We start from the raw sequence: 25,089 nt of genomic DNA on the forward strand, positions 1-25,089 counted from the left end.
GCTCCTTTTATTTTAAACCTGGCACGTGACAGAAACAGGCCCTGACCGCTCTAGTGCATTGCCAGTCCCTCTCGACCATTTAAAAAGAAAGAGGTTTTTTAAAACTATTTTACCGGAGCTATCTCCTCATACTCCTCCGGCGGTGTTTCGCCGTTTACATAACTTGTATATTGGCGGTACAAATCTTTTAACGCACTAATAATCGCATTTTGTGCTTTTCCTTGATAATGATAGGAAATTTCTTCGATAATGTCTTCGATGCCATCTCGCAAACTATATCCTCTTAAAATTTGCGAGATAAAGTCCCGCCCGTGTCCTGTCGCAAGGGTACATGACGATTCAATGATTACGTGATATTTGTGATCTGCCTCTATTGTAATTGTTAGTGTTTCATAGACACTGCGCACAGCCATCCCTTTCGGAAGTCTCGCGTGTCCTGCCATGAAAAAAGTTCCTTTCCGCATGTTCATCCCCCATTATTATGTTGTTATCATACTTGATCTACATATACTGTCTTGATTCTTGTATAAAATTCTGCAGCTGCTTTTCCTTGTTCACGCGGTCCAGCACTAGAATGCTTCATTCCTCCAAATGGAACTTGCGGTTCTGCTCCTGCTGTTTCTGAGTTTACGTGAACCATTCCGACTTCCATATCATCAATAAATTGCTGGGCAAGGCTTAAATTATTTGTACAAATCGATGCACTTAGCCCATATTCTGTATCATTCGCTAGGTGAATTGCTTCCTTATAATTGTTCACTTTAAATAAACAAATAACAGGACCGAAAATTTCTTCTTTCGCAATACGTGCATCGTGAGGTACGTTTTCAAAAATAGTTGGCATTACATACCATCCTTGTTGTAACTCATCTTCTGTTGATACGTTGCCTCCGCAAAGCAGTGAAGCCTCGTTCTTACCTGCTTCAATCATCGATAACACGGATTTCTGCTGGTTTTCAGACGCACATGGGCCCATAAATGTATCCTGTTCTAACGGATTGCCAACTTTAAGAGATTCTGTACGCAGCACAAGTTGATTGCGAAATGCCTCATATATTTCCTCTTCCACGATAATTCTACTTGTCGCGGTACATTTTTGTCCTGTTGACATAAATGAACCTTTAATTGCAATCTCGACTGCTTTTGAAATATCAGCATCCTTTAAGATAACGAGTGGGTTTTTCCCGCCCATTTCTAATTGCACTTTTTTCCCGCTTGCAACCGCCGTTTGCTGAATTGTTTTTCCAACATGATTCGAACCAGTAAAGGATATTGCTTTTATATCCGGGTTTTCTGTTAATTCTGTTCCTACTACTGAACCTGTTCCAAAGACACAGTTGATAACGCCGGCAGGAATACCCGCCTCGTGAAACGCATTGACAAGGTGGTATACGGATTTTGGCGTCACTTCTGCCGGCTTGATGACAACAGTATTGCCGTAAATGAGTGCAGGGGCCATTTTCCATGCTGGGATGGCAATTGGAAAATTCCACGGCGTAATCAATCCTACTGGCCCCACTGCTACTCGTTTACTGTAAAGCATCGTTTTCGGATTAGCCGACGGAATGATTTCTCCCACCGGCTGATTCGCTTCCCCTGCATAATATTCCAAAATGCTAATGGCTCGCTTCGTCTCTCCGATCCCTTCAGCGAGTGTTTTTCCTTCTTCACTCGTCAAGTCATGACCGATTTCCGTCACTCGCTCTTTTAAAATCGCTGCTGCTTTCCATAAATAACTAGCCCTTTCTTGAAACGATAAACCTTGCCAATTGTGAAAGGCTTCTTTCGCAGAAGCGATGGCTGCTTGTGTATCTTCGGCGGAGCTTAATGGAAATTCCCCTAACACTTCTCCATTATGCGGATTATAGTTTTTTGAATATTGCTGAGTAGAGGGCTCTTTCCACTGCCCATTTATATAATTGAAAAACTTCATTCTCCTACCCCCAACCGGAATTTTATTTAGATACCCTAGCAATAGCCGCTTCAAGAATTGCTAGTCCTTCTTCAAGCTGTTCATCTGTAATCACAAGCGGCGGTAAGAAACGAAGTACACTACTGTAAATGCCCGCACTTATTGTAATTAAACCTTTATTGTGTGTTTCCTGCATAATTGCTTTCACTTCTTCTGTTGCCGGCTCTTTCGTATTTCGATCCTTAACAAGTTCCATAGCCGTCATCGCTCCAAGGCCTCTCACATCGCCTATTAATTCATATTTATCCTTCCAGCTATTGAACACTTCCATCATACGATCGCCAATTTCCCGGGCACGTTGTACTAAGTTTTCTTCTTCAATGACGTCTAAAACAGCTAGAGCTGCCGCACAAGCAACCGGGCTTCCTGAAAACGTACCACCAAGTTGTCCTGGGCCAGGTGCATCCATTAATTCCGCTTTTCCTGTCACGGCGCTAAGCGGCATACCGGCAGCGATGGATTTTGAAAATGTCATTAAATCCGGAGCTACTCCGAAATGATCCATTGCGAACAAGTTTCCTGTACGAGCAAAACCCGTTTGAATTTCATCAGCAATCATAACAATTCCATATTTATCACAAAGGTTTCTGACTCCTTGGATAAACGCCGCACTCGGGACAATAAAGCCACCTTCCCCTTGAAGAGGTTCCAAAATAATTGCGGCAATGTTATCACTTGCTACTTCTTCTAACATAAAACGTTCGAAATACGCTAAAATTTGCTCATCCACTTCTTCTGTCGTCATCCCGTCTTCTGCGCGGTAATAATACGGATAAGGCAGCTTGTATACATCTGGTGCAAACGGACCAAACCCGTGTTTATAAGGTCTTACTTTACTTGTAAGAGACATTGTCATCAATGTACGTCCGTGATAAGCACGCTCAAACGAAACAATCGCGCTGCGCCCTGTCGCTTTTCGAGCGATTTTCACCGCGTTTTCAACCGCTTCCGCTCCGCTATTGGCAAACAATGTTTTTTTCTGAAAATCGCCTGGCGTTAATTCATTCAATCTTTCAGCTAACGCAACATAACTTTCATACGGCGCTACATGAAAGCAAGTATGAATAGAAGATTCGACTTGCTCTTGAATTGCTTTTACGACCTTTGGGTGACAATGACCGACATTTTGCATCCCAATCCCGCCTGCAAAATCGATTAATTCATTACCATCTATATCCGTAATAATGGCTCCTTTTGCTGATTGAACATATAAATTCGTAATATTATATGGACCCGCAGATATCGCATTTTTTCTTCTCTCGTGTAAAATTGCAGATTTTGTAGTTACAATATTGTCTTTTAACATTCGAACATACCCCTTTTTCATTTTTGATTTAATCCTTCTCTAAACCAATCTCTGAACCTTTTAAAATTGGAAATCCTGCTTGATCATCTTTGACGGCTGCTGGTCTATTTCTAGCTCTTAGGAAATAGGATGCGATCACCACAGCAGCAGCTAAAATCGTCAAATAAAATTGCATGCGCATATCCGCGATAAATGCTTGCGAAACAAATATCGTCACAATCATCAGAAGCGTTGCGTATGTAAGATAAGGGAATAACCACATTTTCACTTTTAATTTCCCTGGATCTTCTCTTTCTGCTTCTCGTCTCAAACGAATATGAGACACCGCAACAAACATATACATAAGCATCGTAACGCCGCCCGAGCTGTTTGCTAGAAAGGCAAATAGTTTATCAGGAGATATAACCTTCAGCATCGCGCAAATGAATGCGAACACAACACTTGCCACAATCGCCCAAATTGGTGCACCTTTACTGTTTAATTTTGAAAAAATAAGAGGAGCATCTCCCTTTTTCGAAAGCGAAAATAACATGCGAGAACTTGTGTATAATCCTGAATTTAAAACAGATAAGAGCGACAGGAACACAACTCCGTTCATAATTTCCGCAGCAGCAGGAACGCCTGCCATCCGGAATAAACTTGCATAAGGAAGTTTCAATAACTCCGCATTATTCCACGGCATAAAAATAACCAAAATTGTGACAGAACCTACGAAGAACAGCATAAGACGCCATACAACACTATTAATGGCTTTAATGACATTCTTCTCTGGATTTTCCGACTCCCCCGCCGCAATCGCCGCTACTTCACTTCCTGATAATGAGAAAGAAATAAAGACAACACTCAGCAATACAGGAACAATCCCTTTCGGAAAAAAGCCGCCATTTTCAGCGATCGTCGAAAAGTTCGGCCTGTCCACACCAGGGACAAGTCCAAAGATCATCGCAATTCCTAGCCCTAAAAATACAAGAATCGCCGCGACTTTAATAAACGCTAACCAATACTCAAACTCTCCGTACAGCTTTACAGAATAAATATTCGTAATCGTCATCAAAATAATCATGAAAAGACTAGCGATCCACGCTGGTATAGAAGGGAACCAATTACTGACCATCGCCCCTAACAAGACCGCTTCAATTGCGATAATAATAACCCAGTTAAACCAATATAACCAACCGATTGTATATCCGGCCCACGGCCCAATTGCCTTATGAGCATACGTTGCAAAAGAACCGCTATCAGGATTAACCGCAGCCATCTCCCCTAACATCCGCATCACAAGTACAACCATTAAAGCCCCGATAATATAAGACAAAATCGCCGCTGGACCTGTTGATTGAATAATCGTTCCGCTCCCTACAAATAACCCAGCTCCGATAACCCCGCCAATTGAAATCATTGTTATATGTCTGGTTTTCAAGTCTTTTTGCAACTCATTTTTTTCTTTAGCCAAAAAGATCACCAACCTATACGTATTGATAACGCTTTCCAAAAACCCCATTTATAGAAAAATAAAAAGAGCCAGAAAAACAATGTAAAGAATTACACTGAATTTTACTGTCTCTATCCCGATGGCTCGTCTTCCTGCTAAGGAAGTTCAAGTGGAAAGAAGCCAATTATTAACTATTCAATTCAACAGAGCAATATTCGGGCTCGCAGGGAGGCTAATCACTGTCATCCGATAATAAACCAATAATAATACAAATATACTGAATATTCAACATTTATTTTACATTCAGTTAATTTATGCGGAAAACGACATAAAAACCCCTTTCTTTTTAGATGGACGAGAGGGACTGGCCATGTATAAGAGCGGTCATGGCCTTTTCCTTCCACGCGCAGAGTTTTAAAACAAAGAGATCTTCATGACAGCAATCTATATACTAAAAAATGAACATAACTTTCTATAGGTAATAAGGGGCGTATTTTCGCTGGAATCATACTCCTTACCCAACTTCTAAATGAAATGTATGACTTAGTAGTTACAATTATTTCAAATTCAGTTCCTTTGCATTGTCTTTATTTCGACACGAGACATGTTCACATAAACCAATAACACGATATCGACCACTTTTTAGAATATATCGGCGCTTCGACACGAAATAAAGACTCTTCGACAAATCCCAACACAAAAAAAAGAGGCTATCTATAAAAGATAGCCTCCGAATGATGATGCCGACTACTATTTTCTCGGACCGTACGCGGCAGTTGGTTTAACAGGCTTCGCATCTGTCGCTTCCCATATAGGAGCAGTTAATGTTGGATAGTTCAAAGCTTCTACTTTTTTTCTTGTTTCTGGTGATGCTTTTAGTCCCCATTGATCAAAGAATGGAAGTACATTTTGTTTCGCTACTTTCGATGTATTGTAAATAAATGCTTGTATTTCATCTTCATCCGTTTCTGGAAGTTTATCCTTTGGTAACTCTCGATATAGTTTATGAAGGTTCGGATAAAAATCTTCCCCATATGCTAAATGAAGTTGCCAAAACATAACAACTTTCACAAACGGGTCATTAATCTTTTCATACTCTTTATCTGCTTGTTTTAAGTATTGAAAGGCTCTATCATAATCCCCTTCTTTTTCTAAACGTGTTGGTTGACCTGGGAATAATTGTTTTTGTGCAGCTAAAGAATATATATTAACATTGACTTCAACTACTCCACCCCACGTCCAAGGGTATTGTTGCCTTGTATGCCCTGCTTCATGCATTTGTCCCCATCCAAATTCATTTACATTTAAAGCACTTTTAATTGCGTCATAAGCAGTAGTAAATACGACTCCATCCTGACCTGCATACATGTACATGCCCGGTGGGTTGTTAGGATTTTCTACAAAAGCCCAAAGGCGGCGAGTCGAACGATGTAACGGATTAGAACTTGTTTCAGATAGCCCTGAGAATCTATCTTGTACTAGAATCATGTCATCATATTTTTTTAATAGAGGAACAGGGTCTTGATCCACAATATATTTCTTCGCACTATCACGAGTAACAGTAAGTACTGCTTTCTTTGACTTTAATTGAACGGCATGCGCATCTGGATACTTGTCCATCATCGCAATCCAGTCTGCTTTCGTATGCTTCCCTAATTCAAAGAATGGAACAGGGCTCCCGCCTTGTGTTACTTTCACCTTAACTGTTCCTTTCCCTTCACAGTTATCAAACCCTAATAAACCACCGTTTGGAGAGGAAATAGTGTTAGAACCAGAAGAAAGACGAAATGTTTTTCCCCCTTCTTTATCATATTCATTTGTCCCAATAGTTGCTCCAAGCTTGTCTAATCCTGATAGTCCCGATACTTCAATTGTGACTTGTTCATTCGGTTTTACATAAATTCCTGTTGGCGTATAGTTTCGTTGCTCACTTCTTCTTTCTCTTGCTGCTTCACCCATATAATGTCCTGTACTTGGAAGATCAAACGTCCTCACTTCATATTGCGCCTGGGTTTGCGCCGTTTCAGCATGAACATTCAAACTATTTACACCGATAGATGTAAATAATGTCGTTGTCAAAACAGCAGATGTCATCAATACTTTCATTGGTTTTTGTAATCCGTGATTCTTTCTTCTACTCATCTAAATCAGTCCTTTCATCTCAATCCATTCTGATGGTCATACAAAGCACCGATCCCTGACCACTCTTTATACATCTTATAATCTCATTAATGCGATATATATTCCACTTAAAATTTACTTATTCCTATCTGTAAACATTGTACCGGGAGAACATCTAGTATCGCATACAAACGTTCAGAGCCCTTCCTGCCCTAGAAAAAGAAAGCGGATGCATGTCATGTCGTATTTTGCATGGTAGGTATGCCCAAAATCCAAAATAGATATATATAAATCCAATTTTTTTTACATATAGATTGCTACTATGAAAAAAGGAACCTGCGCATGTGGCAGAAATAGGCCCTGACCGATTCTATCCATGGCCAGTTGCTCTCGCCCACCGAAAAAGAAAAGGGTTTTTATGGTAGTTTTTCAATTTGCATCTATATATGGTTGTTACTTATATTAAAACATTTATGTATTTTGAGTGTAAACATCCAATATAGCATAGCGATACTGAGTTAAACACAGTTTATCTATTACTAAATCTGAAAAGTTATAATAAAAAGTATTTCAATATAACTTTCACTTCATAAAATAAACTGTTTTTTCTAAATTAGTTACTTTAAAAATGTTTGTAAAATAATAAATTAATATTATGTAGAATGTGATTCGCTATACAAATATGCAAAATTGCATATTTGTATAGCGATAGAGGATTTATCATATGCTGGGCATCATCATTATTTTTTCACAAGAAAGGTGATCTCATGGATGAACTTTATTCAACTATGGAACAATATACACAGCATATAAAAAAGGAGATGACCCCCTGTTGTATACATACATCTTATACGATGCAAAAGATTCTTTCGGCATCAGCAAATCATATCACATAAAATGCGAAGTTCCACCCCACCGCTTTCGAGCGATTATGATGGAGTTTCGTCGCAATCAAGAAATAGGAGAAAATATTACAAAAAAAATCGGCCTCTCCAAAATACTAGAAGGCACCATAATTTCCATCTGATTCTATTATACTTCTTAAAAAGAAATAGTAAAACCGTGTATAATATTCCGACGCAAAAAGAAAGAACGATTCTTTGAATCGTTCTTAACTATATAAATACAAGTTGACTTTTTAACATCTAAGTCGCTGCTATGCAGAACAAAACATGGCCGCTACTTGCTGTCTATCTTTGTTTTAAACTTTGCACGTGGCAGGAAAAGGAACTGACCGATTCTATCCATGGCCAGTTGCTCTTGCCCACCGAAAAAGAAAAGGGTTTTTATGTTAGTTTTTCAATTTGCATCTATATACATATAAATTACAGCCTGATCATTCTTTTTGCCTTCTCAGCTAATTCTAAGTCATGTGTTACGAATAAGATTGTTTTACCTTCTCCATTCATTTTTTTTAAAATATCAAAGACTTGATCTCTATTTTTTTGATCTAAGTTACCAGTTGGTTCATCTGCAAAAATATAATCACACTGCTTTAAAATAACGCGGGCTAAAGCGATTCTTTGTTGTTCTCCTCCGCTAAGTTCAAAAATTTTCTTTTTCTCGTAACCAGAAAGACCTACTTCATTTAGAGCTTGTCGTATTTGTTCTGTTTTATTCACTTGTTTTTGATATTTTAAAGAAATTTTTAGATTTGTTTCGACTGTTTCATTTTCGATGAGAGCATAGTTTTGAAACAGATACCCAAAACGGTTGCGTTGCAGCAACAACGTTTGTTTTGCATTCGGATTTATTTGACCATCTATTACAATATCTCCTGAGTCAGCTTTTTCTAATAAACCAACGATATTTAAAAGTGTTGTTTTCCCACTTCCACTTTCTCCAACAATTGCAATGAAATCGCCTGCTTCTATTTTTAGATGAAAATCTTCCAGTATCTTTTTATCATGAAATTTTTTATTAATATGCTTTAACTCAATCATTATTAATGCTCTCCTTTAATAATAGAATTGAAAGTTTTACGGCTTAATCTTTTATCAAATATATAACTTGCTAATAACTCTAGTGCAATAATACCAATTCCCGATAAAAGGATAATATTACCGAAATAAAAATACATAATGATCATCGGAATCACATTGATACTTAGGAGTAAACAAATCATTAATTTATTTCTCTCAACAGAACTATAACCAAATATTTTTTTCACATATAACTCTAGTTTGTTTTTTTGATAATAACTAGATACCGTATTATAAGTAATTACTACATTTGCTACAATAAGCATGATAATAAAAACGAGTAATTTTTCTTTTTCCTCTTTCAAATCTTGAATCTCTTGACCATGCTTATCATATAATGAACCGATACGCTGAATAGATGATTGCGCATTACTCTTATTGATTGCTGGTACAATAGAACTATACGGGTCTTTATCTGCCGACTCAAAATAAAAACATCTAGAAACATATGATAAATAGGAGGAAGAATGAAAATTCCCCGTATCAACAATTGCTATAGGGTCTTTAATCATATTTTTATTCTCTTCTGCAATCATTGAATCATACGTAAAATAGTTTTGATTATTTTCTGTATATATGATGTTAACCGATAAATCTTCTTCTTTAGTCGCATTGATAGGTTTATTAAACTCTTCATTATAAATGTTATCTACTTCTACTTTTTCGAAATGAAATTTTTTTCTATACTCATCTTTTATTTTGTTTTCATACTTTTGAAATTTCTTAGGGACTAATACATTCATTACATTTGGATCTCTTATAATCTTCTCTTCGATTTTACCGTTACTTAGTTTAATAGGGTTATAATATAGATAATTTAAATTTATTGTTACGCTTTTACCAGAAGGCGATAATTCAGCATCTTTTCCTTCTGTGTTTAAATTATAAACATATTCACTACTAAGCATGGCATAGTTAGAAGCATCTATCATAAAACCTTTATACTCTTTCTCCATATTATGATAGAATTCTTTCATAATTTGACCCGTTTTATAATTGACTTCCCGATTATTTTCACCGTTATATGTTACTTTCGTAGAATAAATATTTTTTGTCTTATCCCATAAAGACAGATTAGCTAATTTTCGGTTTAGTTCATTCTGTATTTGATTCCAATTGAAAATAGAGAATAAAAGAAAAACGATAAAAATACACTTTAAACTATAATTTAACCAAATTACAAGTGTATAAGGCTTTTCACCTTTTATTTTGCATACATTCATATTCTTTATAAATACAATCATAAAAATAAAAAGAAGAGGTATCGTTAAAATCAAAATTAGTATAAAAGTGGTTAACCAGAACCATAAAGTTAAATCTACATAATAATCTAAACCATTATTCAAAATATAATAAAGACTAAATAATAAATAAGATGTACAACCAGCTATGAACATGATTTTAGTCAGTTTCAAGAAAAAGTTATTTGCAATACTCCAAAGCGTATAACCTAGCATACGCATAATACTCAATTCTTTTAATCGATCAATCAAATAATGCGTAATCGCTATATACGTACATAAAACCACTAAGGTCATACAAATGATTTGAAATATATCGAAATTGAATACAGACGAATTATTTTTCGCATGCACTTCTGCATTTGCTACATCTTTATTGATTAAATTGAGAATAGATTGGATGATTTTTGGATCTTGAGTAGAGATATGATATACACCGTTTCCACTAAACGTTTTATATTCATCAAAATTTCGAATGGTAATCTCCCTGTTAGAATCTATTTGTTTCATTACACCGACTTGTTTTTTTTCATCAAACTCAGAAGTACTTATAAAATCTTTAGAATATTCCTTTGGGAATCTTCCTTTTTTCAAATCAACTTGATTATGTAGACTAACATCAGTTGTGTAAACAACAAGATTATTGCCGCTTCTATACATATATCTTGAAATGCTTACATCCTGTTCTTTCGCTAATCTTTGAAAATATTCGATATAATCTTTGGAATGAGGTTTGCTTTCTTGAAAATTTACGATAATACTAGTTGTGTTTTCATATAATAACTTATTCATTTTTAAGTCTTTAAATATATTTGATCCCCACATTGCGACAAGTAATAGTAAACTAGTAAATAAAACATAAATAATCTTTTTCATAATACCCCCTCCAAAAAAGAATTATAATCCAAAAAATTACTAATATGTAATATAGATACATCAATCTTACATTTTTAATTTTAAATAGGGAATACATTTCTGAATTTTTTCACTAAAATGTCAATATATAAATCCAATTTATTTTTTTACATATAGATTGCTACTATGAAAAAAAAGAACCTGCGCATGTGGCAGAAATAGGCCCTGACCGATTCTATGCATGGCCAGTTGCTCTCGCCCAACGAAAAAGAAAAGGGTTTTTATGTTAGTTTTTCAATTTGCATCTATATAAGGGGCTTACATAATATCTAAAAAAATATGTAACTAGAAACAAGAGAGGTTAAACAACCTCTCTTGTTTTCCTTTTATCTATAATTATAATTTGCTTTATTTGTACCCTCACTTGTCCAAGGTAAACTAGCCGTGCTAAATTCATTTTTCGGCTTCCAACCACCATCTTTATAATCCCCTTCGCCATTTGTTACTGATGCATATCCTTGCTTCGTATAATGTTTATAAGATGAATAGACTTGATTACCTTTTTTTCCTCTAATCCAATAACCGCCATCTTTAGCACCAGATGTAACTCCCTTAACACTACTTTCGTCAAAAGTTTTACTAGCCTTTAATTGATCAGTTTCATACACAATTTCAGATTTCCCTGAAGATTGCTCTGCAGCAAATGTACTTGATGCCATTGGAATAGCTAACATTCCCGCAGCAATTACACCTACAATACCTTTTTTCATGCTTTTTTTCATAATATATCGCCCCTTTAGATTGTAATTGTGATACAACTAGATATTACCAATTAAATGGTTTTTTTTGAATATATAAGGTGTTTTTATCAAAAATATAACAAATATTCTGACAAATTTACAGTACAAATAGATATACTTTTATATCAATCAATAAAACGATATCGGCGCTTCGACATAAAATAAAGACCACTCGGCAAATTCCACCATACAAAAAGAGGTTGTTCATAGAAAACGAATTCTATGAACAACCTCTTGAACATTTTCAAGCGCATCGAATGGAGCTTGTATATTCCATAAGCTAACTGGTCTTACAGCTCAACCCTCGTCCCGATGCCGTTTGTAATAGCCTTCTCATAAAAATACTTCGCCACGACAATATCCACAACAGCAAATCCGACAGATTTAAAAACGGTAATTTCTTGATCGCTTTCCCGGCCCGTTTTTTCTCCGCTTATGATTTGGCCAAGTTCTGCGTGAATGTCGCTTTCTTTGAAAACTCCTTCTTGTACTGGAACTCGCAAGTCACCCGTTTCTTCTAGCGCTGCTTCTTTTGATTCTACTACTACTTTGTCAGCTGCTAAAATGACATGAGTAGGAAGTTCTTGCATCGCTGGTCTGAATGAACCGACAGCATTTACATGAACACCAGGTTTTAATTTGTCTGAAAAAACTGGTGTTAACGAGTTCGTTGTTGTGACAACAATATCGGCCTCGCGGACTGCTTCATTTGCATCAGAGTATACATAGACAGGTTTATTAAAACTCTCCTTTATATAATCAGCAAATTCGGTTGCTTTTTGTTCTGTCCGGTTATAAAGCATAATGTTTTCAATGTCCCGCACCGTAAGCATAGCCTGGACAAGTCCTTTCGCTTGTTCCCCTGTCCCGATGATGCATAAGTTTTTCGCGTTTTCACGAGCTAAGTATTTCGTTGCGACACCTGATAAGGCACCTGTTCGAATCATTGTTAAATACGATCCTTCTAAAAGAGCGAGCGGTTCTCCTGTTTGAAAATCAGATAGCATCACAACTCCGTTAATTGTTTTCTTTCCGATTTTCGTATTATTCGGTGCTACCGTTACGACTTTTAAGCCAAGCGCTCCAAGTTCTTCCGCTACGGAAGGCATTATTAATGCTGTATTTTGTGAATTCGCAAATGGCAGTGAGTTGCGAATCGGAGTAATCGTTCTTTCTGCCGAAAACTCTTGCAGGGCAATTGCTGCACATTCAATTACTTCATTCATATCTACTAAACTTTTTTGTTCAGCTGCATTTATGACTAACATGTTATCTCGTCCTTTCCCTTCACCAAGAAAACAACTCTTCTCCATACATTATGCTAATAAAAACCCTTGTTTTAACGGATCTCTTGGGTCCACTAAAAATTGATGGAACCCTGTAATAAACGCCTGACCCGTTACTTTTGGGATTACCGCGTTATATTCGCCCACTTTTGTTAATGACAATACTCTTCCGCCGAATTGACCATCAGTAATGCATTCATGGACGAAACTTCCGCCTTCTTGTAGCACCCCATTTTCAAAAAGAGTTGCCAGTCTAGCTGACGTACCTGTGCCGCAAGGAGAACGATCTACTTGGCCATCAGCAAAAATGGTTACATTGCGTAACGTTGCATCTTCCCTATTTGGTTCATCGGAAAAGATAACGCCGTATATGCCTTTTAAGTCTCCTTCGAGAGGATGTTTTACTTCCATTTGACTTTCAATGTAATGTTTAATTTTTCCTCCCCACGTTTGAATAGCAGGTAAATCTTTATAGTTCACTTTTAAACCAAGTTCTTTACTGTCGATAACCGCATAGAACGCTCCTCCAAACGCGATGTCTACTTGAAATTCATGGCCATCAATTTGTACAGGAACATCTTTCTTGTAAACAAAAGAAGGAACGTTTTCAAATGACACAGATTCCACTTGGTTCCCATTATATTTTGCATACGCAATCACTTCTCCTGCTGGGCTATCAATAATAAATCTTTGTGCTTCACCTGTTACTTCGAACATACCCGTTTCAATTCCTACTGTAACTACCGCAACAATCCCATGGCCGCACATTGTACTCCAGCCTTCATTATGCATAAACAATACCCCAAAATCAGCATGCGGACTTGCCGGCGGCGTGATGATACAACCATACATACCGTGATGTCCTCTCGGTTCATACATCAGAACTTCGCGAAGATGATCCAAATGCTCCATACAATATGCTCGTCTTTCTAATTGCGTTTCCCCTTTAATCCTTGGTACTCCGCCTGTAATAATACGAAGCGGTTCCCCCGCTACATGTGCGTCAATTGTTGTGTACGTTTTACTAATATTCATTTCTTGCCCTCCGTTATGTTTTATTCTCTTTCCTTATTTATTAGCAAATACCGTGCCAACTCATAAAGCACACAATACAATTCATATTCAGTTAAAATTTTTTTACACTTTTTCAAAAAAGTGTATTCTTTTTGCGACAAATTTGTTTGCCGGTGTCTACTTTCTTTTACACAAAACGATCAAAGAGAGGATAGGAATATCACAGCGAATTTATATAAGAAGATGAAGAAGTTGTAGATTTAAAATAAAGTTTGATTAAAAATGTTAAGGCGGCAATAAAAAAACAGTAGTGATTTTATGAAGGCACTGAAAAACTCCACTTTATAAGAAAAAGGAACCCGTCACCTACTTATATACAGGTGATGGGCTCCTTTCTATTTTCAGCATATCGATAAAATACGTGTTATTTTTTCAAAGTAACCACTTTTTCAGTGGCCTCGATTTTATGTACTGCTGTTTTTTTGCTAGTAAACTACTTGCATTCTATTCTATATAATCTAATAGAATAAATAGCTCCAACAAAGAATACAAAGGCTTCAAATAATATAAAGAATTGACGGAAATACACAATATCTTTATCGACTAAAGAAATAAATATGGCATTCATTAAAATTTGAGTAGCAAAGAATATATAGTGTACTTTGTTACAATAGCAAAAGCGATGCTACTCCATACATAGCATCGCTTCCACCTAGAATTTCATTATAAAAAAAGCGAGGAATATTTATTATTCTTCGCTTTTTTGTTTGTTGCATATCGTTTATGGTAAAGGTACTAATTCATAGCCAGCGTAATCTTCAGGGGCAGATATTCCCCACAATTTATCTTGATTTGCAAATGCTTGCTCTGAAGTTTCTAGCTGGAAAGTTGTGATAACTCCATAACTAGATTGCTGCGGATCTGCATTATACCAATCGGTAGGTCTACCAAGTTTATCTCTCAGATAATCCGTTTTACCTGTTACTAAGTCTATTTCCTTCGAATTTTTTTTCTTAACTGTTAACGTGCTTTTTGATTGGTCACTAAAATAAATCCAGCTTCGATTGCCCGCATTTACATATTTTTTTGTTCCTCCTGCATCAGCATTTGGTCCTCCAATCCACATTGACATTGTAATTGGCGTATTATTTCTTATATATCCATCACTCTCTACTCCAGGCGGTGCTTCAAAATTGATAGGTGTACCGTAATACTCATTACCTTTTGTATCCTTATGCTTTTCAGCATCACCGTAATAAGATGAATTTTTATATTGAATTACATAATGCCAACCCGCAAACTTCTCATAAGTTACTCCAAGTCTATTCTGACCTACAGGTGCCACTCGTTTTTCAAAAGGAATACCTGTCACCCACAAATATTTATCTACTAGGATGTAATCTTTATTTTTGGTGACTGGATCTCCATAAATATCAAGTATACGATTGTCCTCAGCTGCATAAGCAGAGTTTGTAGGAAAAACAGTTACAATCAAACTAAATAAGAATAATAAGAACGTAAGTATAGGTAGTTTTCTTTTAACAAACATATCTGAATTCCTCCTTCTTTTTTCTACATATCTGTATCATCTTAGCATCTAGTTTTAAGGATGTAGATAGATTCGAGAATATATGCAAAATTGCATATTGATACATTCACTTCTTCGCCATATGAATTTTACACAAAAATAGCAAAGGGTTCCTCGATTTCACCGAGGAATCCTTTGCTTGTTTCAAAAACACTTTAAGATTTCGAAATTGATCGTTCATTGATTGGCTGTACTGGTCGATTGTTTGTTGGATGAGAATCGGCTAATAAAATAAAAGCGCCCTAATTTCAGAGCGCTCCTGTTAGTTATACAATTTACTGCACTAAAATCGCACCGTAATGTCCATCGACTGTAAGAGTAACAGTTCCATTCTGTACTGTGTACGTTTTACCAGTCAGTTTGTCTGTTACAACACTGCCATTTTGCATGCTGAGCTGCCATACAGGAACCGTTACGCTATGACCGACAGAATCATTGTTAAGTGCGACTGCAATTCTGTTTGTTGTGTCAAAACGTCCATAAGAATAGATTTTATTTGTATCATCTGTTTGTAGCGTCATGAACGAACCTGTTCTTAACGCTGGATATTGATCACGAATGCTGATGAGTTTTTGTGTTAAAGCTACAGCACGATTGGAAGCAGTCCCTTGTGACCAGTCAAATGTACGGCGGTTGTCAGGATCAGCACCGCCCATCATGCCATATTCATCTCCGTAATAAATTGTTGGCGTACCAACATAAGTCATTTGGAAAATAAGTGCTAAATATGTCTTCCAAATATCGCCGCCCGCACGTTCGCCAAAGCGTGAAATATCGTGATTTGATAAGTGATTACTCATCGCTTGCTGCACGTTTGCTGGATAATTCGCGCGCGTCCCTTTTAACCAGCTGTCAAACTGAGAAGTAGATATGGAAGCTGCATTGTTGCTGAAATCTTTTCCTGTGATCCACTGGGACACTGGTTGTGTAAATCCATCAAAGTTTGTTGTACTATCCCATTGGTTCCCTTGACCTGTCCAAGAATTTGCATTTCCCCAGTACTCTCCAAATATTGCTGCATTCTCGTTTACAGACTTCACGGCATTTCGGAACTCAGACCAAATTTGGTGATTCACCAAACTACCACCATTTCCTCCACCAGCATCTGCACCGCCCGCATCTGTATATTGAGGTGCATCTAATCGCCAACCATCAATGTTATACGGTGCTTTTAAATACGTTTTTGCTATGGAATCACTATTATTATAGATTTGATTTCTTACTGGTGACCCACTCGCTCCATAATCTAGCTTAGGCAAACTGTTGAATCCTAAAAAGCTAGCATATGTATTTGGCCAAGACTGGAATGTATAATAATTAGACCATTGGCTCGATTGAGACTCAAAAGCTCCTAAAGAGGAAGATTGATTGTACTTATCAAACCATGGATGAGTGTCTCCGGTATGGTTAAAGACACCATCTAATACTAAATATCCTTTTTCCCCGTTTGCTGTGCTATGAATATTCGATGATAGCGTTTGCAAAGTTTCGTTTGTTCCAAATGCAGGGTCCACAGTCCTATAATCCTGTGTATCATACTTATGGTTAGAAGGAGATTTAAAAATCGGATTTAAATAAATAATGTTAGCTCCCAGCGTTTGCTTAATGTAGCCGAGCTTCTGATTGACTCCCGCCAAATCACCGCCGAAGAACACAAGGTTGTTCGTATGACCAGGATCAGCATAGACACTGCTCCCCCAAGCTTTTTTCTCAGTTGATGCGCCGTCATACGTGTATGCATTCGTTTGCACATCATTCGATGAATCACCATTATAAAAGCGGTCAGGGAAAATCTGATACATCACACCATTCTTCATCCAATCTGGCGTTTTAAAATTCGGGATAATATAAAAATCGCCTGATGATGGTTCAGATCTAGAAGGACCGTTCGCATTATACCAAACAGAAGAAGCACCATCAGTAATTTGAAAACGATAATATTTTCGTGAAGAACTAGCAGGGATTGTTCCTTGCCAATAATCAAACGTTCCTGTAGAATCGCCGGAAACCCACGACATCGGAATGACACGGAACGATCCGTCAGCAGTATCATAGTACTTTATATTAACACCAGTAGTATCCCCTTTAAACGTCCGGAATTTTAGCGTCACAGTTTGAACAGATGTCGGTTCTGGCGCGCTATCATAAACAGGACCTTGATCATGAAATAAACCATTCCACTCGACATTATTATCAGTAGTAGCAGCATGGGCCGATGATGTACCAGGCGTATACAGTAAGGATGTTCCTAAAACAAGTGTCGATAATGCAATCGTTTGCATAATCGAGCGCACTTTTCTAGCTTTCTTTACTTTTCTCATCACAAACCTCCTATAAATGTAAGTGCTTTCACTTTATTATATAAGGAATCTATTAAAAGTAAATGAATTTTTTAAATATATAAATACAAATTAAAAACTAACATAAAAAACCCTTTTCTTTTTAGATGGACGAGAGCGTCTGGCCATGCGAAGTTAAAACAAAAAGAGCCAATCCCCATCAAAGGATCAGCTCTTCTTTACCCCTTATTCTTCTACTAACTCTGATTGTACATACGCATAAATAAGTGCCTCTGTATGCGCAATTGATGTTTCATGTGTACGCTCATAAGCGTGAGACGCATCAATGCCAGGGCCAATTAATCCATGCTTCACATCTGCTCCGGCGCGGATTGCCGCTGTTGCGTCAGAGGCGTAGAATGGATAGATGTCCACTTTACATTCAATATTGTTTGCTTTCGCAAGTTCTACTAAATGTTTGCGCATTGCATAGTGGTATGGACCACTTCCGTCTTTCGCACAGATTGATACAGTGTATTCATCTGATGCTTGGCCATCGCCAAGTGCCCCCATATCCACCGCAAGATATTCTACTGTTTCTTCTGGAATATTCGAGTTACCGCCATAACCGATTTCTTCATTATTAGAGATTAAGAAATGGGTTGTATATGGTAGTTTCATATTTTCATCTTGTAATCTTTTAATCAATTGCAGTAAGATTGCTACGCTTGCTTTGTCATCTAAGTGACGAGATTTGATGTAGCCACTGTCTGTCATTTGAACACGCGGATCAAATGATACGAAATCCCCTACTTCGATGCCAAGTTCACGTACTTCTTCTGGTGAAGATACACGCTCGTCAATACGAATTTCAATGTTTTGTTCGTCACGCTTTGCTTCTCCAGCATTTTTGTATACGTGTACGGACGTTTGATGGATTAAAATTGTACCAGTATACGTTTTACCGCTCGCCGTTTCGATTTCGCAATATTCTCCTTCTACCGCATTCCAACGAAATCCGCCAATCATCGATAATCGCAGGCGTCCGTCCGCTTTAATTTCTTTTACCATTGCGCCTAACGTATCCACGTGAGCAGTAAGGAGACGTTGTTTCGTATCGTCTTCCCCTTTCACCGTTATAATGAGGCCGCCTTTATTGTTGCGCTTCGTTTCTACATTCCATTCTTTTACGTGGTCCTCAATAAAACGAATAATTGTATTCGTATTTCCAGATGGACTTGGGATTGAAACGAGTTGCTTAATAAGCTCCATTGTGTCTTTTACGTTATGTACCATATGTTTTTCCCCTCTCTTTTATCTTTCTAATTTTCAGTATAATAGAAAAACAACGAAATAGAAATAAAGGACATCGCACTAATTGCGATGCCCTTTACGCCTAACTAACTTTTCGATACTCGTTTACTTGCTGTTTCCCATTTCCAATAAATCCTAAAGTAACATGAATGACTGGAATTACTAAACAAAATATAGCAAACGGTAAATATTGCAACGTAGATACACCAAGTGTTCCTGTAATAAATACACCACTCACTCCCCATGGAATCAATGGATTAACCGCAGCTCCGGCATTCGCTAAAATTCCTGAAAGATTTTTTCGATCTAAATGAATTGCCTCAAATTGTGATTTGAATGCTTCACCTGGTAAGATAACCGATAAATACTGCTCACCTAAAAGAACATTAATACCAATTGAACTTAATGCAGTCATAAGTATTAAATTTCCTTTCGTACTTACCATGCCTGAAATTTTAGAGATTAGCGTTTCAATAATTTTTACTTCTACTAATAGTCCACCTAATGCTAAAGCAAGAAGAATAAGAGAAACAGACCACATCATGCTTTGCATTCCGCCGCGAGTAAGTAGCATATCTACGTTCTTTACACCCGTTTTAGAAACAAATCCATCTTGCATAAAAGAAGCAATTTGCCCGAAGCTAGTCTGCGGGTGGTACATATAACAAATTACAATTGTAATTGCGATACTAAGTAATAACGTTGGAATCGCTGGTACTTTCTTTCTTGCACAGAAAAACAATACTAATACTGGGATTAGTGTAAAAACTGAAATCGTAAAAGAGGAATGGAGAGTATGAACTAACTCATCAATTTTATTTCCTCCTGATACCGATGACCCGTGTCCGACAAATAAGAAAAAGATAAGAGTTATAACAGACGCTGGAATAATTGTCCGCATCATACTACGAATATGTTCAAATAAATCTACTTCCGCAATCGCAGCCGCTAAATTCGCTGTATCAGATAATGGAGAAATGTTATTTCCTAAAAAAGCACCTGATATAATGGCACCTGCTACTATCGCTGGATCCAAGCCCATTATTTGTCCCATTCCTAAGAATGCAATGCCCACAGTTGAAATCGTTGTAAAAGAACTTCCCACCATGATCCCTACAAGGGCACATATAACAAAAACAGAGGGTAAAAAGAATTTTGCGGATAAAATTTTAAATCCGTAAATCATAATGGTTGGAATTGTTCCTGCCACTATCCAAACACTGATTAAAATTCCGATTAACATAAAGATAATGATCGGAATTAATCCTGGTAAAATTCCATTTTGAATCCCTTTATGAATTGCATCCCAAGAAAAACCTTTCATTTTGGCAAATAATATAACAATTCCTATAGTGATTAAAATAGGCACTTGAGGAGGTAAATTAAAACCTATAATACAAGTCCCGATAATCGTCAATAACACAACTAAAAGAAAGGCACTTTCTTTTAGTGTTACATCTCTTTTCATTTGAATAAACTCCTTATTCGGTTAATTGTTAAAGAACAACTATATTTTTTTGTGAATAATTGCACATGAAATATCTAAACACGATATGAAACGAAAATCAATACAAACAGCAACTCCCTACTATATAAATCCAAGTTGACTTTTTAACATATAAGTCGCTGCTATGCAGAACAAAACATGGCCGCTACTTGCTGTCTATCTTTGTTTTAAACTTTGCACGTGGCAGGAAAAGGAACTGACCGCCTCTATGCATGGCCAGTTGTTCTCGCTCACCGAAAAAGAAAAGGGTTTTTATGTTAGTTTTTCAATTTGTATTTATATATAAGAACGAGTTTCTACTAAACTTCTTTCACTACATTTATAGATTGTTTCAAGTTTATCTTGAATCGCTTTTTCCAATTTAAAAGCATATTCTTCAAACACGTCCTTGTCATGAGCATATGGAGATAATGCGCAAGCACGTAATACTGTTATTTTCTCTTCACGATCCCATTCTGCTTCACTAAATCCGAGACTCTTCACAAATGAAAGTGGACTGTTCCCATAGTCAGGGACAGCAAAGTCGGTATGCGATGTAATAAACTCATTATTGTATAATCCGCCTTTCACATACGAAGCTTGCTCAAAGAAATCGTGATTTAATTTGTTCATCTTTTCTAAGTCTCTGTTACCTTCTTCGTTAAATACGTAATCAACCATATTAAAATCAGGTTTTGTTAATGGGTATACGCGAATTGTTTTATCTCCCACTTTAAATTCTTTTCCAGTTAAGTAATCATAGAAACGATAAGCCCCTTCAATACTTGCACCAATTAATTTACCATAACCAGTTACATTTAGTGGCAAGACTTTATGTGCTGCCCAAACTGCTGCTGCAGTTGCACCTGCTTTAGAACCTTCTAACATATATGCACCTAGTAATGCTGGAATATCTGCACCTTTTTCAAATACATAAGTTGCAAAGTAAGAAATGACATCACGCATTCTAGTGTCTTTAATGACAATACCGCCCGCAGAGTAAGGAATATATCCCATCTTATGAGGGTCAATTGTAATCGTTTCTGCTTGGTTCATTGCTTTAAATGAATGATAGATTTCTTCTGTTAACCATTCACACTTTTCAGTAAAGATGTTGTGTTTTTCGTACACCTCTTCTAATTGATCCCATTCGATAAATTCGTTACGTTCATCTAAGAAAATAGAGCGAGCATAACCACCGTAAGCAGCGTCTATATGAATATAGAAATAGATACCTTCTTCTGCTAATTTTTCACGAAGTTCTATCATTTTATCAATACGATCTATTTGTCCTTCTTCTGTCGTACCGATAACCCCAACAACACCAAGAATAGGAATCTGCTTCTCTGCTAGTTCACGAATTTTTTCTTCTAATTTATGAATATCCATACGATAGTTGTCATCAACATCGATCTGCTCTACACAATCAAGACCCACACCGATAATATCAGCAGCTTTTAACCAAGAATAATGCTTCGTTTGCGGGATCAACCATTTACCTAATTTTTGCAAATGTTTACCGCTACGTGCAGAATGAGCTTTAATTTCATCCATTTTTTCTGGAATTTCATCTAAAACATCTAAAATTTCTTCTGTAGACATATTCAGTAATTCCCATTCAGACTTACCTGCAACGAATTCAGGAGCTACTTCTTTAATCGCTAGTGGTAAAGACTTCATATTACGTGCATACCATAGGCCTTCTAAGTTCGCGATGGAACCATCTGCACAAATATGCCCCCAGCTTTCACCTGGTGTATAGCTCATCAGTGCCGCAAATTCATGTCCAACTTCTTCTTCCATTTGAGAAGTAGCTGGTGAAGATTCATATGCTACGTTATTCCCATTCCATAACATTGCAGCTGTATACGCAATGATTGACGGCATTAATGTTTCAGAGTTCATGTGTCCCCAAAAGCGGCCAGCAGTATGCCAAGGTAAAGAGTTTGTACGTAATTTAGAAGATAATACATTAAACACACTGCGAACATGATCTGCAGTTTCCTGGAAACTTTTCGAACTTCTATCTTGAGGTGTAATAACAGGTAAATCTTGAGGCATATAATTTTGTCTCCAGCCAACATGCTCATCTACCATTTTTAATAATAACTCTTTAAATAAATCTACATTTTCTCCTTTATCTCCTAAGAATAATGCTTTTAAGTTAATATTAGGCATTTCATACTTCATTTACCATTCCACTTCCTTTTCTTACAATTGTATTATCCAAATATATGAAAATCAATATTTTACCAAAAAATTATTTGAGCGTGCTCCTTTATTCATTATTCCTTCAGGACTGATGAGCACTTCTGGTGATGTTTCTAAACAGCTAGATAACTGAGTTAAAGAAGTAGCAGCAACATTTTGGCTCATCCATACACATAAAGCGACTAAATCTCTTGCCTGGTACTTACTGGTTCGTTGCACAAAACCAATATCTCTAGCAAGATCTTGTAAGATATTTTGGGATAAGCATCTTTGAATTTCTTGAGCAAATAGTTGTAATTCATCAGATACAGAAATAGACATAAAAAAAACGCTATCCTTATCAATTACTCTACTAAAAGGATAGCGTTTTTTAGGCATATAGGGGACACATATGGAAATTAGCTTGATAGGTATATAGCGCTACCCCTTGTACTAAATTATTATTTTAAAAATCATATAAATCCCAGCTATACAGAATACATCATGACCACTACTGGCTTGCTCTCGCCCACCGAAAAAGAAAAGGGCTTTTATGTTTTCCAAATCTAGCAATAACGAATTTATTTTCTATTATCCCAACTTCACCAAGCTGTATTTCTTTTTCCCTTTACGGATAATAATAAATCTTCCATCGAATGAATTCTCTACCGTAACATCTGTATTTACATCCGTTACTTTGTCTCCATTCATCAAAATAGCCCCGTTATTAATATCTTCCCTTGCTTGGCGTTTAGAAGGTTCAATTCCTAAGTCTACTAACCACTCAACAATATTTTTCGTTTCCTTTGTAGCGGAGAAAGTCGGCATATCTTTAAAGCCTTGTTCAATTTCATCCGCAGTTAATGACTTTATATCCCCGCTAAATAATGCTTCTGTAATTTTTACTGCTTGCAAGAATGCGTTCTCACCATGAACAAATTTCGTCATTTCTTCTGCTAATACTTTTTGTGCTTCACGCTTATGAGGCTCAGTTTGAACTTTACCTGCTAATTCATCAATTCTATCTTTTGTTAAGAACGTGAAGAATTTTAAGTATTTAATGACATCACGATCATCTGTGTTCACCCAGAACTGGTAAAATTCAAATGGTGTTGTCTTTTCAGGATCCAACCAAACTGCGCCTCCAGCTGTTTTCCCAAATTTCGTACCGTCTGATTTTAAGAGTAGTGGAATGGTTAATCCAAAGACTTTTGCATCCGGTCCTTCTTTCTTACGGATTAAATCTAAACCACTAGTAATATTTCCCCATTGGTCACTACCACCAATTTGCAGTTGTACGTCTTCCTCTTTGTATAAGTGATGGAAATCCATCGCTTGGAGAATTTGGTATGTGAATTCTGTAAATGAAATCCCTGTATCTAAACGGCTTGCTACAATATCTTTTGCCAACATACTATTAATGCCGAAGTTTTTACCGTAATCGCGTAAAAACTCAAGGATACTTATTTGATGTGTCCAATCGTAGTTATTTACCATTTTCACTTCGCTATTCCCACCAAAATCAAATAGCTTCTGCATTTGCGCTGTTAACGCTTCGACATTATGCTGTACTTGTTCTAACGTTTGAAGCTGTCTTTCTGTTTGACGTCCACTTGGATCACCGATTGTCCCCGTTGCCCCGCCAATTAAAATAACTGGATGATGCCCAGCTAATTGGAAGCGCTTCATCATCATAAACGGAATTAAATGTCCAATATGCATGCTATCACCTGTTGGATCTACACCACAGTACAAAGAAATCTTTTTCTCTTCTACTAGTTTACGCAATCCTTCTGCATCTGTTTGCTGATTGATAGCATCGCGCCATTCTAATTCATCAATAATATTCATATCTTTCCAGCTCCTTTAATTTGTAAATATTGTTTACTTTAAATTCTTAGCAATAAAAAAGTCCCTATGTCTACACTCGACATAGGGACGATCTTTAACCGTGTTACCACCCAGATTGCATAAATAGCATTACTATTCATACCACTCTTGGCAATAATATCGATTGCCACTCCGCTTAGCATTACCTAAGATACTCCAAAGTGTAATTCACAAGTTTGTTTGTGCTAGGTTCCAGCAACCCCTAGCTTTCTCGATAACAGTGACAAACTGCTACTGGGCTTTTTCATCGTATTTGAAATGTTAAATTACAGCCAATTATAGTAAATTAACATTTTATTGTCAATTATATACAAAAATATTTTTAAAAAACGA

The 25,089-nt window shown here is 36.8% G+C and carries 16 protein-coding genes, 2 pseudogenes and 1 other annotated feature; all 18 genes and pseudogenes read right to left on the reverse strand.

Annotated elements, in window-relative coordinates:
- Positions 1 to 104: 104 nt before the first annotated feature.
- On the reverse strand, positions 105 to 464 hold the full coding sequence (locus H280_RS0116215) for a DUF3870 domain-containing protein (protein WP_020062188.1): 360 nt from the start codon (positions 462 to 464) through the stop codon (positions 105 to 107).
- 26 nt (positions 465 to 490) lie between these two features.
- Positions 491 to 1,933: an aldehyde dehydrogenase family protein gene (locus H280_RS0116220; protein ID WP_020062189.1), complete on the reverse strand. Its 1,443-nt coding sequence runs from the start codon at positions 1,931 to 1,933 to the stop codon at positions 491 to 493.
- A 22-nt stretch (positions 1,934 to 1,955) separates the two neighbouring features.
- A complete protein-coding gene (gabT, locus tag H280_RS0116225; protein ID WP_020062190.1) occupies positions 1,956 to 3,278 on the reverse strand; it encodes a 4-aminobutyrate--2-oxoglutarate transaminase in 1,323 nt (440 codons plus the stop codon).
- Positions 3,279 to 3,306: 28 nt separating this feature from the next.
- On the reverse strand, positions 3,307 to 4,779 hold the full coding sequence (locus tag H280_RS0116230) for an amino acid permease (RefSeq protein WP_051094783.1): 1,473 nt from the start codon (positions 4,777 to 4,779) through the stop codon (positions 3,307 to 3,309).
- A 681-nt stretch (positions 4,780 to 5,460) separates the two neighbouring features.
- Entirely contained in the window at positions 5,461 to 6,852 is a 1,392-nt protein-coding gene (locus H280_RS0116235; RefSeq protein WP_020062192.1) for a M60 family metallopeptidase, read from the reverse strand.
- A 1,304-nt stretch (positions 6,853 to 8,156) separates the two neighbouring features.
- Complete coding sequence (locus H280_RS0116240) at positions 8,157 to 8,774, reverse strand: ABC transporter ATP-binding protein (protein ID WP_020062193.1); 618 nt, start codon at positions 8,772 to 8,774, stop codon at positions 8,157 to 8,159.
- Between the two features lie 2 nt (positions 8,775 to 8,776).
- The gene (locus H280_RS0116245; protein ID WP_020062194.1) at positions 8,777 to 10,930 is read right to left on the reverse strand and encodes a DUF1430 domain-containing protein; all 2,154 of its coding nucleotides are present in this window, start codon (positions 10,928 to 10,930) and stop codon (positions 8,777 to 8,779) included.
- A gap of 365 nt (positions 10,931 to 11,295) precedes the next feature.
- Positions 11,296 to 11,691 (reverse strand): lactococcin 972 family bacteriocin, encoded by a 396-nt coding sequence (locus H280_RS0116250; RefSeq protein WP_020062195.1) that lies wholly within the window; start codon positions 11,689 to 11,691, stop codon positions 11,296 to 11,298.
- A gap of 308 nt (positions 11,692 to 11,999) precedes the next feature.
- Entirely contained in the window at positions 12,000 to 12,977 is a 978-nt protein-coding gene (locus tag H280_RS0116255; RefSeq protein ID WP_028411272.1) for an ornithine cyclodeaminase family protein, read from the reverse strand.
- Between the two features lie 48 nt (positions 12,978 to 13,025).
- Entirely contained in the window at positions 13,026 to 14,030 is a 1,005-nt protein-coding gene (locus H280_RS0116260) for a proline racemase family protein (RefSeq protein WP_020062197.1), read from the reverse strand.
- Between the two features lie 472 nt (positions 14,031 to 14,502).
- Positions 14,503 to 14,655, reverse strand: a pseudogene (locus tag H280_RS25235) (6-aminohexanoate hydrolase); the annotation flags it as partial.
- Between the two features lie 135 nt (positions 14,656 to 14,790).
- A complete protein-coding gene (locus tag H280_RS0116265) occupies positions 14,791 to 15,558 on the reverse strand; it encodes a hypothetical protein (RefSeq protein WP_020062198.1) in 768 nt (255 codons plus the stop codon).
- A gap of 314 nt (positions 15,559 to 15,872) precedes the next feature.
- On the reverse strand, positions 15,873 to 17,918 hold the full coding sequence (locus tag H280_RS0116270; RefSeq protein ID WP_020062199.1) for a glycoside hydrolase family 13 protein: 2,046 nt from the start codon (positions 17,916 to 17,918) through the stop codon (positions 15,873 to 15,875).
- A gap of 204 nt (positions 17,919 to 18,122) precedes the next feature.
- Positions 18,123 to 19,172: a M42 family metallopeptidase gene (locus H280_RS0116275; protein WP_020062200.1), complete on the reverse strand. Its 1,050-nt coding sequence runs from the start codon at positions 19,170 to 19,172 to the stop codon at positions 18,123 to 18,125.
- A 100-nt stretch (positions 19,173 to 19,272) separates the two neighbouring features.
- Positions 19,273 to 20,658 (reverse strand): Na+/H+ antiporter NhaC, encoded by a 1,386-nt coding sequence (gene nhaC, locus H280_RS0116280; protein ID WP_020062201.1) that lies wholly within the window; start codon positions 20,656 to 20,658, stop codon positions 19,273 to 19,275.
- A 315-nt stretch (positions 20,659 to 20,973) separates the two neighbouring features.
- Positions 20,974 to 22,866, reverse strand: a complete 1,893-nt coding sequence (tdc, locus tag H280_RS0116285; RefSeq protein WP_020062202.1) for a tyrosine decarboxylase — start codon at positions 22,864 to 22,866, stop codon at positions 20,974 to 20,976.
- A gap of 96 nt (positions 22,867 to 22,962) precedes the next feature.
- Positions 22,963 to 23,208: pseudogene (locus tag H280_RS0116290) on the reverse strand (IS4 family transposase); the annotation flags it as partial.
- A 249-nt stretch (positions 23,209 to 23,457) separates the two neighbouring features.
- Positions 23,458 to 24,717, reverse strand: coding sequence for a tyrosine--tRNA ligase (tyrS, locus tag H280_RS0116295; protein ID WP_020062204.1), 1,260 nt, complete (start codon positions 24,715 to 24,717; stop codon positions 23,458 to 23,460).
- A gap of 80 nt (positions 24,718 to 24,797) precedes the next feature.
- Positions 24,798 to 25,013, reverse strand: a binding site (T-box leader).
- Between the last annotated feature and the right edge of the window lie 76 nt (positions 25,014 to 25,089).

Origin of the sequence: Bacillus sp. 123MFChir2, from assembly GCF_000383235.1 — a bacterium.
Lineage (GTDB): Bacteria > Bacillota > Bacilli > Bacillales > Bacillaceae_G > Bacillus_A.

Excerpts from the sequence above, each read along its gene's own strand:
- H280_RS0116215 (WP_020062188.1), bottom strand. The coding sequence starts at position 464 with ATGCGGAAAGGAACTTTTTTCATGGCAGGACACGCGAGACTTCCGAAA.
- H280_RS0116220 (WP_020062189.1), bottom strand. The coding sequence starts at position 1,933 with ATGAAGTTTTTCAATTATATAAATGGGCAGTGGAAAGAGCCCTCTACT.
- gabT (WP_020062190.1), bottom strand. The coding sequence starts at position 3,278 with ATGTTAAAAGACAATATTGTAACTACAAAATCTGCAATTTTACACGAG.
- H280_RS0116230 (WP_051094783.1), bottom strand. The coding sequence starts at position 4,779 with ATGGGGTTTTTGGAAAGCGTTATCAATACGTATAGGTTGGTGATCTTT.
- H280_RS0116235 (WP_020062192.1), bottom strand. The coding sequence starts at position 6,852 with ATGAGTAGAAGAAAGAATCACGGATTACAAAAACCAATGAAAGTATTG.
- H280_RS0116240 (WP_020062193.1), bottom strand. The coding sequence starts at position 8,774 with ATGATTGAGTTAAAGCATATTAATAAAAAATTTCATGATAAAAAGATA.
- H280_RS0116245 (WP_020062194.1), bottom strand. The coding sequence starts at position 10,930 with ATGAAAAAGATTATTTATGTTTTATTTACTAGTTTACTATTACTTGTC.
- H280_RS0116250 (WP_020062195.1), bottom strand. The coding sequence starts at position 11,691 with ATGAAAAAAAGCATGAAAAAAGGTATTGTAGGTGTAATTGCTGCGGGA.
- H280_RS0116255 (WP_028411272.1), bottom strand. The coding sequence starts at position 12,977 with ATGTTAGTCATAAATGCAGCTGAACAAAAAAGTTTAGTAGATATGAAT.
- H280_RS0116260 (WP_020062197.1), bottom strand. The coding sequence starts at position 14,030 with ATGAATATTAGTAAAACGTACACAACAATTGACGCACATGTAGCGGGG.
- H280_RS0116265 (WP_020062198.1), bottom strand. The coding sequence starts at position 15,558 with ATGTTTGTTAAAAGAAAACTACCTATACTTACGTTCTTATTATTCTTA.
- H280_RS0116270 (WP_020062199.1), bottom strand. The coding sequence starts at position 17,918 with ATGAGAAAAGTAAAGAAAGCTAGAAAAGTGCGCTCGATTATGCAAACG.
- H280_RS0116275 (WP_020062200.1), bottom strand. The coding sequence starts at position 19,172 with ATGGTACATAACGTAAAAGACACAATGGAGCTTATTAAGCAACTCGTT.
- nhaC (WP_020062201.1), bottom strand. The coding sequence starts at position 20,658 with ATGAAAAGAGATGTAACACTAAAAGAAAGTGCCTTTCTTTTAGTTGTG.
- tdc (WP_020062202.1), bottom strand. The coding sequence starts at position 22,866 with ATGAAGTATGAAATGCCTAATATTAACTTAAAAGCATTATTCTTAGGA.
- tyrS (WP_020062204.1), bottom strand. The coding sequence starts at position 24,717 with ATGAATATTATTGATGAATTAGAATGGCGCGATGCTATCAATCAGCAA.